This window comes from Paracoccus sp. (in: a-proteobacteria) (assembly GCF_030538695.1).
Taxonomy (GTDB): domain Bacteria; phylum Pseudomonadota; class Alphaproteobacteria; order Rhodobacterales; family Rhodobacteraceae; genus Paracoccus.
The window spans coordinates 1-11,359 of sequence record NZ_JAUNTN010000042.1 but is presented as its reverse complement, the minus strand read 5'-3'; the positions used below and the strand labels follow the sequence as shown (position 1 = coordinate 11,359).

The following is an 11,359-nucleotide window of genomic DNA, read 5'->3' as shown; positions in this document are numbered from 1 at the left end:
ATGACGCGCAGGAACTGTTCAAAAAGCACCAGGACGAAATCGGCGTCGAGATGGTCGATTTCAAACATATGGTCTATGTGCAGGAAAAGGCGCAATATTATCCCGCCAACGAAGTCCCCGAGGGTTCGACCGTGCTGGACATCAGCGGCACCGAACTGCGCCGCCGTCTGCGCGAAGGGCTGGACATCCCCGAATGGTTCAGCTTCCCCGAGGTGGTGCAACAACTTCGCCGCACCTCGCCGCCGCGCCACAAGCAGGGCTTTACCGTGTTCTTCACCGGCCTGTCGGGCAGCGGTAAATCCACCGTCGCCAACGCGCTGATGGTCAAGCTGATGGAAATGGGCGGCCGCCCGGTCAGCCTGCTGGATGGCGATGTGGTGCGCAAACACCTGTCATCGGAACTCGGCTTCTCCAAGGAGCACCGCGACATCAATATCAAGCGCATTGGCTATGTCGCGTCGGAAATCACCAAGAACGGCGGCATCGCCATCTGCGCCCCGATCGCGCCCTATACCGCGACCCGCCGCGCCGTGCGCGAAATGGTCGAGGCAGGCGGTGCCTTTGTCGAGGTCCACGTCGCCACCCCCATCGAGGAATGCGAACGCCGCGACCGCAAGGGCCTGTATAAACTGGCCCGCGAAGGCAAGATCAAGGAATTCACCGGCATTTCCGACCCTTACGAAGAACCCGTGAACCCGGAACTGCGCGTTGATACCACCAATATCGACGTGGACAGCGCCGCACACGAAGTGCTGCTAAAGCTGGAAGGCATGGGGCTGATCGGCCTGAACTGACAAACGAAAGGCCCCGCCGGTGCGGGGCCTTTTTCTTGGCGTTCATTGCCAGACAGGGCAGGGCGGCTTTGCGCCCGTCCTTAATGCACGCTGACCGGCGTCAACTCGTTCTGACGGGCCAGCATAAAGGCCATCTGGCGATCACGCACCAGCGCCAGACGCTCGCCATCAATGCCATGAACGGCATAAAGGCTGTCCAGCCCCTGCGCCTGTTCGCGCACCTCATCGGGCAGGTCGGCCATGGCCACACGGCGGATGTAAACGGTGTTGCCGCCCTGGCCTTCGTTGAAATCAAACCTGGTATTCATCTCTGATCCCCTTTATTTGCGGCTGATCGGTATTGTCTGCACCACCTGCTGCGGCTGCACCCTTTTCAGGTCGATATTCAGCAGGCCATTTTCCAGATGCGCCCCGGTCACATCCACGCCATCGGCCAGCACAAAACTGCGCTGAAAGGCACGGGCGGCAATTCCGCGGTGCAGAAAGACACGCTCGCCCGATGGTTCGGCCTGACGGCCCCGGATGACAAGCTGCCGGTCCTCGGTGGTGATCGCCAGATCCTCGTCGGAAAAACCGGCGACAGCCAGCGTAATCCGAAACGTGTCCGGCGGCATATGTTCGATATTATAGGGCGGATAACCTTCGGCGCCCTTGGCGGCACGTTCGGCCAGCCGCTCGATCTGGTCGAAACCCAACAGGAACGGATGCGTTCCCAAACTCATCTTGCTCATACCATCAGCCCTTTCAGCGCAAGCGACTGTCTTTGTGCGCCCCGGTTCCGGCAGCGCGCAGGATCAATATGGTGGCGTTAACCATCCGTCGCAAGAGTTGCAGGATTCAGTTAACAGCAAGGATAAGGGCGGATATAGTGAAGACCACGATCAGCCACTGCACGCCGAATCCCCGCATGAAGCCACACCATGAAATGTCTCACGAAGAAATCGCGCGCGCCCGGCTCGAGGTGCTGCGCCGCGAACACCGTGATCTGGACGAGGCGATCGGCGCGCTTGCCGCAGCCTCGATGACATCGGCGCTGACCCTGCAACGTCTCAAGAAACAAAAGCTGGCGCTCAAGGATCAGATCTCCCGGCTGGAAGATGAACTGACCCCCGACATTATCGCCTGAACAGGCCCGGCTTGCTGTTTGCCCAAATACGCAACTTTGGGCGGAACGCTTGCCTTTTCGGGGCTGCGTCGTTATAGGGCGCAGCAAGTCAATCGGGGCGATATGGCCAGAACAGGCCGCTTATCCACGGGTCGGGCATCAGCCACGACCCTTTGTCGTTCCCGAACGGCGATAAAGACCGGCGGAGCCAACCGCATGGCCGGAAACCATTGTTAAAGGAAACACAACCACATGGCTGAAAAAGCTACCATGGAAGATTTCGAGGCGATGCTGAATGAAAGCCTCGCCATTGACACCCCCGAAGAGGGCAGCGTTGTCAAAGGCAAGGTCATCGCCATCGAGGCCGGTCAGGCCATCATCGACGTCGGCTACAAAATGGAAGGCCGCGTTGATCTGAAAGAATTCGCAAATCCCGGCGAAGCCCCCGCCATTGCCGTCGGTGATGAGGTCGAGGTGTATCTGGACCGCGTGGAAAACGCCCGCGGCGAAGCCAGCATCAGCCGTGAAAAAGCCCGCCGCGAAGAGGCATGGGACCGTCTGGAAAAAGCCTATGCCGCAGAAGAGCGCGTCGAAGGCGCCATCTTTGGCCGCGTCAAAGGCGGCTTTACCGTCGATCTGGGCGGTGCCGTGGCCTTCCTGCCCGGCAGCCAGGTTGACGTGCGCCCCGTGCGCGATGCCGGCCCGCTGATGGGTCTGAAACAGCCGTTCCAGATCCTGAAGATGGACCGCCGCCGCGGCAATATCGTCGTGTCGCGCCGCGCCATTCTGGAAGAATCGCGTGCCGAACAGCGCGCCGAGGTCATCTCGAACCTTACCGAAGGTCAGGTGGTCGATGGCGTGGTCAAGAACATCACCGAATATGGTGCCTTCGTCGATCTGGGCGGCGTGGACGGCCTGCTGCACGTCACCGATATGGCGTGGCGCCGCGTGAACCACCCGTCGGAAATCCTGAACATCGGCGAAACCGTCAAGGTTCAGGTGGTCAAGATCAACAAGGACAGCCACCGCATCAGCCTGGGCATGAAGCAGCTTCAGGCCGATCCGTGGGATACCGTTGGTTCGAAATTCCCGCTGGGCAGCGTCCATTCTGGCCGTGTGACCAACATCACCGACTATGGTGCCTTCGTGGAACTGGAAGCCGGTGTCGAAGGTCTGGTTCACGTTTCGGAAATGAGCTGGACCAAGAAGAACGTCCATCCCGGCAAGATCGTCTCTACCTCGCAAGAGGTTGACGTGATGGTTCTGGAAATCGACGAACAGAAACGCCGCGTGTCGCTGGGTCTGAAACAGACCATGCGCAACCCGTGGGAAGTGTTCAGCGAAACCCACCCGACCGGCACCGTCATCGAGGGCGAAGTCAAGAACATCACCGAATTCGGTCTGTTCGTTGGTCTGGATGGCGACATCGACGGCATGGTTCACCTGTCTGACATCAGCTGGGACACCCGTGGCGAAGACGCGATTCAGGATTTCCGCAAGGGCGATGTGGTCAAGGCCGTCGTTCAGGAAGTGGACATCGAGAAAGAGCGGATCAGCCTGTCGATCAAGGCGCTGGAAAACGATGCCATGGTCGAGGCGACTGATGGCGTCAAGCGCGGCTCGGTCGTTACCGTCGAAGTGACCGCCATCGAAGACGGCGGCATCGAGGTGGAATATAACGGCGTCAAGTCGTTCATCCGCCGCAGCGATCTGGCCCGCGACCGTCAGGACCAGCGCCCCGAGCGTTTCCAGGTCGGCGACAAGGTTGATGCCCGCGTCACCAACATCGACACCAAGACCCGCCGTCTGGGCCTGTCGATCAAGGCCCGTGAGATTGCCGAAGAAAAAGAAGCTGTCGAACAGTATGGCTCGTCCGATTCGGGCGCCTCGCTGGGCGATATTCTGGGTGCCGCGCTGAAAGGCCGGAACTGATCCTTTGGCATGACTGATGACGCCGCCCTGTATCACGGGGTGGCGTTTTTTATTGGCTATGCAGCAGCAGGGGGCGCTCGCGCCCCCTCTTGGCCTGCGGCCAATTCACCCCCTGAGGATATTTTTGGGACCAAAGATGGGCGGGGGTGTGGGGAGTTGCGTTTTTTTGAATTATTTTAATGTGTTGGTTGTTCGGGCTGCGGTGTGTTCGGGGCGTTGGTGCTTTGCCCGTGCCCGGAGAACGGTGTCGCGCGAAAGCCATCGTCCGGGTGACTGTAGGGCATGGGCGGATGTTGCCTGGCGGGGCGTGGTATCGTCGGCAGGAATTTGCGATGGGGCGTGCAACCAAATGAAGTGTTTTACGTTTCCTCTTTTAACACTATCTGAAAATGCCTAAGGTTATTGTCGCACGGGACGACGAACCGGGCCAGCCGCAGGGGTAAAGATGATCCGTTCCGAACTGATTCAGAAAATCTCTGATGAGAACCCTCATCTGTTCCGCCGCGATGTCGAGCGGATTGTGAATACCGTGTTCGAAGAAATCATCGGTGCGATGGAACGCGGGGATCGTGTCGAACTGCGCGGCTTTGGCGCGTTTTCGGTGAAAAAGCGTGATGCCCGCACCGGGCGCAATCCGCGCACCGGCGAATCTGTCGATGTCGAGCAAAAGCATGTGCCGTTTTTCAAGACGGGCAAATTGCTTCGCGACAGGTTGAACGGCGAAGCCTGATAGGCCAGAACAGACCTGTCTGCCGCCGAAAGGATTCCCGATGCGTCTGATCCGACTGATCTTTGTTGTTTTGCTGGCTTTGGTGTTGATCGCCGTCGCCTTGGCCAATCGGCAGGTGGTGACGCTGAATGCGTTTCCGGCTCAGTTCGGGCAATATCTGGGCGGCACCTGGTCTGTGCAACTGCCGCTGTTTCTGGTGATTCTGCTGGCCGTGCTGATCGGCATGGTCGCCGGTCTGGTGTGGGAGTGGCTGCGCGAGGCGCATTTGCGCCGCGAGGTCAGCTATCGCGAGGCTGAACTGGCGCGGCTGAAGCAGTCGCCGGGCCATCACGCGCCCAATCTGCGGCCGCAGGATGAAATTCTGGCCATTGTCGATGCGCCCAAGCGGATGCCTTCGTCGCCGCGCCCGATCCCTTCGGCTGAACCTGCGCCGGGGACCACGCTGCCCTCCGCTCCGCGCGGTTAAGCAAGATGGCGCAGGTCAAGATTTGCGGTCTGCGCGAAGCGGCGCATGTCGATGCTGCTGTGCAGGCTGGTGCGCGCTATCTGGGCTTTGTGTTTTTTCCCAAATCGCCGCGTGCGGTGACGCCGGATCAGGCGGCGGCATTGGGGGCGGAGGTGCCGCCCGGCGTCGCGCGTGTCGGGCTGTTCGTGAACCCCGATGATACGCTGCTGAAGGATACGCTGGCTGTGGCGCCGCTGGACCTGATTCAGTTGCATGGCAGTGAATCCCCCGCCCGCGTGGCCGAGGTCAGGGCGCTGACCGGCCTGCCGGTCATCAAGGCCGTGGGCATCGCCGCTCCGCCGGATCTGGAACAGTTGTGGGATTACGGGCTGGTTGCCGACATGCTGCTGGTCGATGCCAAGGCCCCGCCGGGTGCCGATCTGCCCGGCGGCAATGGCCTGGCCTTTGACTGGCGGTTGCTGGCCGGGCGGCGGTTGCTGAAACCGTGGTTGCTGGCCGGGGGGCTGACGCCGCATAATGTGGCCGAGGCGATCCGCCTGACGGGGGCGCCGGGGGTGGATGTGTCCTCGGGGGTTGAGACCGCGCCGGGGCACAAGGACGCTGGCCTGATCCGCGATTTCATCGCCGCCGCCGCATGATCTGGCGTCTGGCCAGCCGTGCCGATATTCCGGCCGTTGCCGCCATGCTGGCCGATGACATGCTGGGCCGCGCCCGCGAAAGCGCCGATCTTGCGCTTTATCTGGCCGCGTTTGATGCCATGCAGGCCGAGGGGGCGAACCACCTGATCGTGGGCGAAGATGCCGGGCAGGTTGTTGCCTGTTATCAGATCACCTTCATCAGTGGCCTGTCGCTGGCCGCCGCGCGTCGCGCCCAGATCGAGGGGGTGCGTGTCGCCAGCAGCCATCGCGGGCAGGGCGTTGGGGCGGCGATGATCGCTGACGCCGAAGCGCGCGCCCGCGCCGCCGGGTGCAGCCTGATGCAGTTTACCACCAACAAGGTGCGCAGCGACGCGCATCGCTTCTATGACCGGATGGGCTTCACGCCATCCCATATCGGCTATAAGAAAGCGATCTAGCTTTTTGCTGGCACCAACACCCATTCCAACCGCGAAGGCAGCACCATGGCCGACGATCTGATGAACAGTTTCATGAACGGTCCCGACGAACAGGGCCGGTTCGGCATTTTCGGCGGGCGCTTTGTCAGCGAAACCCTGATGCCGCTGATTCTGGATTTGCAGGCCGAATATGACCGGGCGAAAACCGACCCGGCCTTCTGGGCAGAAATGGATCATCTGTGGGCGCATTATGTTGGCCGCCCCAGCCCCTTGTATAAGGCGGAGCGGCTGACCGAACGTCTGGGCGGGGCGACGGTTTACCTTAAGCGCGAAGAACTGAACCACACCGGCAGCCACAAGATCAACAATGTGCTGGGGCAGATTCTGCTGGCACGGCGCATGGGCAAGACCCGGATCATCGCCGAAACCGGCGCGGGGCAGCATGGCGTGGCCACCGCGACCGTCTGCGCCAAGTTCGGGCTGAAGTGCATCGTCTATATGGGCGCGCATGATGTGGAGCGGCAGCAGCCCAACGTGTTCCGTATGCGTCTTTTGGGGGCCGAGGTGGTGCCGGTGAAATCCGGTCGCGGCACGCTTAAGGATGCGATGAACGACGCGCTGCGCGATTGGGTGACGAATGTGCGCGACACCTTTTATTGCATCGGCACGGTTGCCGGGCCGCATCCCTATCCGGCGATGGTGCGCGATTTCCAGACCATCATCGGGCGCGAGACCAAGGCTCAACTGGCCGAGGTCGAGGGCCGCTTGCCTGACACCGTGATCGCGGCGATTGGCGGCGGTTCGAATGCGATGGGGTTGTTCCATCCCTTCCTTGACGATCCGTCGGTGCGGATCATCGGGGTCGAGGCGGGCGGCAAGGGTGTCGATGACCGTGTGGAACATTGCGCCAGCCTGTCGGGCGGTCGCCCCGGTGTGCTGCACGGCAACCGCACCTATCTGCTGCAAGATGCGGATGGTCAGATCCTTGAGGGGCATTCGATCAGCGCCGGTCTGGATTACCCCGGCATCGGCCCCGAACATGCCTGGCTGCACGAAGTAGGGCGCGCGGAATATGTCAGTGTCACTGATGACGAGGCACTGGCCGCCTTTACCCTGCTGTGCGAGACCGAGGGCATCATTCCGGCGCTGGAACCCAGCCATGCGCTGGCTCATGTGGTCAAGATCGCCCCTGATCTGCCCGCCGATCACCTGATCGTGGTGAACCTGTCGGGGCGTGGCGATAAGGACATTTTCACCGTCGCCAAGCATCTTGGGGTTGATATTCGAACCTGACACCGGCGGCCTTCGCCACCTGTGGTAGAAAAACACCGCTGCCGGAAACCCGATCCGGCGGCGTGCGTTTCTGTCTCATACCGCAGATGACGGAGAACGAGATGCTTATCAAGAAACCGCTGACCCTGACCCTGATCGCCGGCAAGGCCGCCGCGCTGTCGGTTCTGATGTCGGGTGCCGTGATGGCGCAGGCCCCCGCCGTTGTTGAAACCCCCGGTGCGCCGGTGGCCGTGATCCCGCCCGCCGCGGCCACGGAAACCCCGCCGCAGCATATCTATCCGCGCACGGTTGACCGCAGCGCCAACGATCAGGCGATTGCCGAAACGCTGATCGCGCAGGGGTTCAGCGATGTGCATATCCTCCGCGATGCCGCCAAGCTGACGGTGACGGCGCAGCGCGACAATCAGCCGATCGAGCTGGTCTATCATCTGGTGCGCGGCGAATTGCTGAGCGTGAATGGCCAGCCCGTGCCCGGCGAAACCCCGGTTGATACCTCGGCGGGCGGGCAGGACAACCATTCGGGACATGCCGATGGTGCAGGCGACAATGCGGCGGATGACGACAGCGCCACCGATGACACCAGCGGCGATGACGGTGCCGACAGCGACGCCTCGCAGGGGGGTGAATCCGGCGATGACGGTTCGTCTGACAGCGACGGAGACAGCGACTCGGGCGAGGGCGCTGACAGCGAAAGCTGATCGGGTCTTGTAACGAGTTTCAGCCGGGGCCTGACCGCCCCGGCGTTTTCGTTCAGCGCGTCAGCAGCAGGATGTTCAGATCCGATTCGACATAGGGGCGCGGAAACAGAATGCGGCCGCTGTCCGGCCCGGTCATCTCGATGATGCCGACATCGGGCGCTGTCACACCGGGTTCGGGGGGCGGGTCTTCACCGAAATCGGCATAGCGCGGCGGCGTGGTTTCCTGCACATAGGCGGTGCCGATATACAGCGGCAGGCCGGAAAAGATCGTCGTCTGCCCGGTCGTCCGCTGCGATCCGGTCAGTTTTTCAAAGCTGCCATCCGGTCCGGCGTAACAGCGGAACGGCGGATAGACCACCAGCGGCAGGTTGCCCCCGACCTTGATCGTCTGGCAGGCCCACTCGCCCTGCAAGGCGGTCAACGCCTCTTGCGGGGGCAGGGGGTGGCCGTGCATGGCCTGGGTCAGCACGGCCAGATCGGCGGGTGCGGCCTGCGCCATCGCCTGCCGCAGCGCCTGTCCGGTGACGGCATCCAGATCGTTCAGCCGCGCGGCATCCTCGGCGCGCAGCGGGGTGCCGTCTGGCAGGGTTGCGCTGCGTTCTTCGGCGGCGGCAGGTGTGGCCAGCAACATTGCCAGCAGCAGGCGTAAGGCCGTCATCCCAAGCTCCTGTTCAGGGCTGTGCCGGGGCGGCGTGGCGGCGCAACAGTTCCAGCGGCACGATTTCGACTGCGCGCGCATGGGTTGATTCCAGCACCACCTGCGGCGCGGCCAGTTCGCCCGCCGCCTGCAAAAAGCGCGCCGCGCACAGGCACCAGCGGTCGCCGGGCTTTAACCCCGGAAAGCGAAACTCGGGGCGCGGCGTGGTCAGGTCATTGCCAAGATAGCGCGACATGGCCAGAAACTCGGCATCCACGATCACGCAGACGGTGTGGCTGCCATGATCGTCGGGTCCGGTATTGCAGCAGCCATCACGGTAAAACCCGGTCATCGGGTCCGTCGAACAGGGCTGCAAAGGCCCGCCAAGGACGTTCAGCGAAGGTTCCATGTCCACAGGCTAGCGCGCCCGCCGCCGCGCGCCAAGCCCCTAGCGGAACCGATCTGCAAGTGATTTCAGCCGCTCGGTCAGGCTGGGCGGCTGATCGGGGGCGGGGTCGGCTGTTGGCTGGGGCGACGGGCGTTTCTCTGCCGGTTTGGTGCCGCTGTTGCGCGCAGGCGCGGTGCGGGCGGCGACGGCGTTCTGAAACCGCGCCTCATCCCCTGCGGCCAGGTCCGACGCGCCGTCCGACAGCCCGCGCAGCAGATCGTCCAGCCAGTCTGAATCGGCCTTGGCGAAATCCGACAGAACATAGCCCGCCACCCGGTCCTTGTCGCCCGGATGCCCGATTCCCAGCCGAACGCGCCCGTAATCGGCGCCGATATGCTGGTGAATCGACCGCAGCCCATTATGCCCCGCATGACCGCCGCCCCGCTTGACCCGGCATTTGCCGGGGGCCAGATCCAGTTCGTCATGCAGCACGATGACATCAGCGGGCGTCAGCTTGAGATAGCGCATCGCCTCGCCCACGGATTGGCCGGAAAGGTTCATGAAAGTCTGCGGTTTCAGCAGCATAACACGGGTGCCGTTCAGGCGACCTTCGGCAGTCAGCGCCTGAAACCGGCTTTTCCACGGCGAAAACCCGTGGTCAGAGCCGATCCGGTCCACCGCCATAAAGCCGATATTGTGCCGGTTCGCGGCATATTTCGCGCCGGGATTGCCCAGCCCGACGATGATCTTGTCCATGGTGGCCCTCTGTTAGATCAGGCAAATTTTCTGCATCCCTTGCGGCGGACGTCGCCGGTTACTAAGACTCTGTCAACCTTTCCCGTCTATCACAGGCCAACGGTCGGGGGCGAATCGTGCGCGACGGGGCAAACAGGCAAAGGAATAAGATGAGCGATCCGGCAGAATTCTATATGAACACGCTTGTTCCCATGGTCGTCGAACAGACCTCGCGCGGGGAACGGGCCTATGACATTTTTTCACGCCTGTTGAAAGAACGGATCATTTTCGTGTCCGGGCCTGTCCACGATGGCATGTCCACGCTGATCTGTGCGCAACTGCTGTTTCTTGAGGCGGAGAACCCCTCCAAGGACATTTCGATGTATATCAACAGCCCCGGCGGCGTCGTGACCTCGGGCCTGTCGATCTATGACACGATGCAGTATATCCGGCCCCGCGTGTCCACGCTGGTGGTGGGGCAGGCGGCATCCATGGGGTCGCTGCTGCTGTGCGCGGGCGAAAAGGGGATGCGCTATTCGCTGCCCAACAGCCGGGTGATGGTGCATCAGCCCTCGGGCGGGTATCAGGGGCAGGCAACCGACATCCTGATCCACGCGCGCGAAACCGAAAAGCTCAAGCGTCGCCTGAACGAAATCTACGTTCAGCACACCGGCCGCACGCTGGATGAGGTGGAACAGGCGCTGGAACGCGACCGTTTCATGTCCCCCGAAGAGGCGAAGGACTGGGGCCTGATCGACGAGGTTCTGACCCCGCGCGGCAAGGCCGAGGTTGAAAAGAAGTAACATCGGCGGCGCACCGCGCGGCGTAACTTTGGGATTGTGACGGCGCGTCGCCATCCTTAACATAAGCGGACAATGGGTGCCCTCGGCGAACGTGGGTGCCCGTCAATGAAACGCAGCCCGCCGCAGCGCAGCGGATGGACGGCGAAAGGGGAATGGACGATGGCAACTCAGTCCGGCGGTGACAGTAAAAACACGCTCTATTGCAGCTTCTGCGGCAAAAGCCAGCACGAGGTGCGCAAGCTGATCGCCGGGCCGACGGTCTTCATCTGCGATGAATGCGTCGAACTGTGCATGGACATCATCCGCGAGGAAACCAAGTCCTCCAGCCTGAAATCCGGCGATGGCGTGCCCACTCCGCGCGAAATCTGCGGGGTGTTGGACGATTATGTGATCGGTCAGGAACACGCCAAGCGTGTGTTGTCGGTGGCGGTGCATAACCACTACAAGCGGCTGAACCACGGTTCCAAGACCGACATCGAGCTGGCCAAATCCAACATCCTGCTGATTGGCCCGACCGGCTGCGGCAAGACCCTGCTGGCGCAGACGCTGGCACGGATTCTGGACGTGCCCTTCACCATGGCCGATGCCACCACCCTGACCGAGGCGGGCTATGTGGGCGAGGATGTGGAAAACATCATCCTCAAGCTGTTGCAGGCGTCGGAATATAACGTCGAACGGGCGCAGCGCGGCATCGTCTATATCGACGAGGTGGACAAGATCACCC

16 protein-coding genes are annotated in these 11,359 nt (G+C 62.0%); 11 read left to right on the top strand and 5 right to left on the bottom strand.

Annotated features, from left to right (window positions below):
- Positions 1-794: adenylyl-sulfate kinase (gene cysC, locus Q4G24_RS16115; protein ID WP_303367560.1), on the top strand; the 794-nt coding region annotated here is incomplete at its 5' end.
- A gap of 80 nt (positions 795-874) precedes the next feature.
- Here cysC and Q4G24_RS16110 read toward each other — a convergent pair.
- Positions 875-1,102, bottom strand: coding sequence for a DUF1150 domain-containing protein (locus tag Q4G24_RS16110; protein ID WP_303367559.1), 228 nt, complete (start codon positions 1,100-1,102; stop codon positions 875-877).
- Between the two features lie 12 nt (positions 1,103-1,114).
- Positions 1,115-1,525: an Hsp20 family protein gene (locus Q4G24_RS16105; protein ID WP_303367558.1), complete on the bottom strand. Its 411-nt coding sequence runs from the start codon at positions 1,523-1,525 to the stop codon at positions 1,115-1,117.
- Between the two features lie 176 nt (positions 1,526-1,701).
- Here Q4G24_RS16105 and Q4G24_RS16100 point away from each other — a divergent pair, with 176 nt between their 5' ends.
- The 8 genes from Q4G24_RS16100 to Q4G24_RS16065 all read left to right on the top strand — a co-directional run bounded on the left by Q4G24_RS16100 (position 1,702) and on the right by Q4G24_RS16065 (position 8,072).
- On the top strand, positions 1,702-1,920 hold the full coding sequence (locus tag Q4G24_RS16100) for a YdcH family protein (protein WP_303367561.1): 219 nt from the start codon (positions 1,702-1,704) through the stop codon (positions 1,918-1,920).
- Positions 1,921-2,151: 231 nt separating this feature from the next.
- Positions 2,152-3,831, top strand: coding sequence for a 30S ribosomal protein S1 (rpsA, locus tag Q4G24_RS16095; protein ID WP_303367557.1), 1,680 nt, complete (start codon positions 2,152-2,154; stop codon positions 3,829-3,831).
- A gap of 445 nt (positions 3,832-4,276) precedes the next feature.
- Entirely contained in the window at positions 4,277-4,561 is a 285-nt protein-coding gene (ihfB, locus tag Q4G24_RS16090) for an integration host factor subunit beta (protein ID WP_303367556.1), read from the top strand.
- Between the two features lie 40 nt (positions 4,562-4,601).
- Positions 4,602-5,027, top strand: a complete 426-nt coding sequence (locus Q4G24_RS16085; RefSeq protein ID WP_303367555.1) for a lipopolysaccharide assembly LapA domain-containing protein — start codon at positions 4,602-4,604, stop codon at positions 5,025-5,027.
- Positions 5,028-5,032: 5 nt separating this feature from the next.
- Positions 5,033-5,665 (top strand): phosphoribosylanthranilate isomerase, encoded by a 633-nt coding sequence (locus Q4G24_RS16080; RefSeq protein WP_303367554.1) that lies wholly within the window; start codon positions 5,033-5,035, stop codon positions 5,663-5,665.
- Positions 5,662-6,102: a GNAT family N-acetyltransferase gene (locus tag Q4G24_RS16075; RefSeq protein WP_303367553.1), complete on the top strand. Its 441-nt coding sequence runs from the start codon at positions 5,662-5,664 to the stop codon at positions 6,100-6,102. Before Q4G24_RS16080 ends, Q4G24_RS16075 begins: the two co-directional genes overlap by 4 nt.
- A gap of 45 nt (positions 6,103-6,147) precedes the next feature.
- A complete protein-coding gene (trpB, locus tag Q4G24_RS16070; protein WP_303367552.1) occupies positions 6,148-7,374 on the top strand; it encodes a tryptophan synthase subunit beta in 1,227 nt (408 codons plus the stop codon).
- Positions 7,375-7,475: 101 nt separating this feature from the next.
- Complete coding sequence (locus tag Q4G24_RS16065) at positions 7,476-8,072, top strand: hypothetical protein (protein ID WP_303367551.1); 597 nt, start codon at positions 7,476-7,478, stop codon at positions 8,070-8,072.
- 52 nt (positions 8,073-8,124) lie between these two features.
- Here Q4G24_RS16065 and Q4G24_RS16060 read toward each other — a convergent pair whose 3' ends face one another.
- Genes Q4G24_RS16060 through pth form a run of 3 tightly spaced genes read right to left on the bottom strand, consistent with a single transcriptional unit; the run spans position 8,125 to position 9,853 of the window.
- On the bottom strand, positions 8,125-8,730 hold the full coding sequence (locus tag Q4G24_RS16060) for a DUF4893 domain-containing protein (RefSeq protein WP_303367550.1): 606 nt from the start codon (positions 8,728-8,730) through the stop codon (positions 8,125-8,127).
- 13 nt (positions 8,731-8,743) lie between these two features.
- The gene (locus Q4G24_RS16055) at positions 8,744-9,118 is read right to left on the bottom strand and encodes a DUF2237 family protein (RefSeq protein ID WP_303367549.1); all 375 of its coding nucleotides are present in this window, start codon (positions 9,116-9,118) and stop codon (positions 8,744-8,746) included.
- Positions 9,119-9,157: 39 nt separating this feature from the next.
- Complete coding sequence (gene pth / locus Q4G24_RS16050; RefSeq protein WP_303367548.1) at positions 9,158-9,853, bottom strand: aminoacyl-tRNA hydrolase; 696 nt, start codon at positions 9,851-9,853, stop codon at positions 9,158-9,160.
- A gap of 149 nt (positions 9,854-10,002) precedes the next feature.
- Between pth and Q4G24_RS16045 the strand changes: the two genes are divergently transcribed.
- Complete coding sequence (locus Q4G24_RS16045; RefSeq protein ID WP_303367547.1) at positions 10,003-10,635, top strand: ATP-dependent Clp protease proteolytic subunit; 633 nt, start codon at positions 10,003-10,005, stop codon at positions 10,633-10,635.
- Positions 10,636-10,794: 159 nt separating this feature from the next.
- The coding region (locus tag Q4G24_RS16040; RefSeq protein ID WP_303367546.1) for a ClpX C4-type zinc finger protein at positions 10,795-11,359 on the top strand (565 nt) is incomplete at its 3' end.

Bases quoted from the DNA above. Each gene is read 5' to 3' on its own strand.
- Q4G24_RS16110 (WP_303367559.1), bottom strand. From the start codon at position 1,102: ATGAATACCAGGTTTGATTTCAACGAAGGCCAGGGCGGCAACACCGTT.
- Q4G24_RS16105 (WP_303367558.1), bottom strand. From the start codon at position 1,525: ATGAGCAAGATGAGTTTGGGAACGCATCCGTTCCTGTTGGGTTTCGAC.
- Q4G24_RS16100 (WP_303367561.1), top strand. From the start codon at position 1,702: ATGAAGCCACACCATGAAATGTCTCACGAAGAAATCGCGCGCGCCCGG.
- rpsA (WP_303367557.1), top strand. From the start codon at position 2,152: ATGGCTGAAAAAGCTACCATGGAAGATTTCGAGGCGATGCTGAATGAA.
- ihfB (WP_303367556.1), top strand. From the start codon at position 4,277: ATGATCCGTTCCGAACTGATTCAGAAAATCTCTGATGAGAACCCTCAT.
- Q4G24_RS16085 (WP_303367555.1), top strand. From the start codon at position 4,602: ATGCGTCTGATCCGACTGATCTTTGTTGTTTTGCTGGCTTTGGTGTTG.
- Q4G24_RS16080 (WP_303367554.1), top strand. From the start codon at position 5,033: ATGGCGCAGGTCAAGATTTGCGGTCTGCGCGAAGCGGCGCATGTCGAT.
- Q4G24_RS16075 (WP_303367553.1), top strand. From the start codon at position 5,662: ATGATCTGGCGTCTGGCCAGCCGTGCCGATATTCCGGCCGTTGCCGCC.
- trpB (WP_303367552.1), top strand. From the start codon at position 6,148: ATGGCCGACGATCTGATGAACAGTTTCATGAACGGTCCCGACGAACAG.
- Q4G24_RS16065 (WP_303367551.1), top strand. From the start codon at position 7,476: ATGCTTATCAAGAAACCGCTGACCCTGACCCTGATCGCCGGCAAGGCC.
- Q4G24_RS16060 (WP_303367550.1), bottom strand. From the start codon at position 8,730: ATGACGGCCTTACGCCTGCTGCTGGCAATGTTGCTGGCCACACCTGCC.
- Q4G24_RS16055 (WP_303367549.1), bottom strand. From the start codon at position 9,118: ATGGAACCTTCGCTGAACGTCCTTGGCGGGCCTTTGCAGCCCTGTTCG.
- pth (WP_303367548.1), bottom strand. From the start codon at position 9,853: ATGGACAAGATCATCGTCGGGCTGGGCAATCCCGGCGCGAAATATGCC.
- Q4G24_RS16045 (WP_303367547.1), top strand. From the start codon at position 10,003: ATGAGCGATCCGGCAGAATTCTATATGAACACGCTTGTTCCCATGGTC.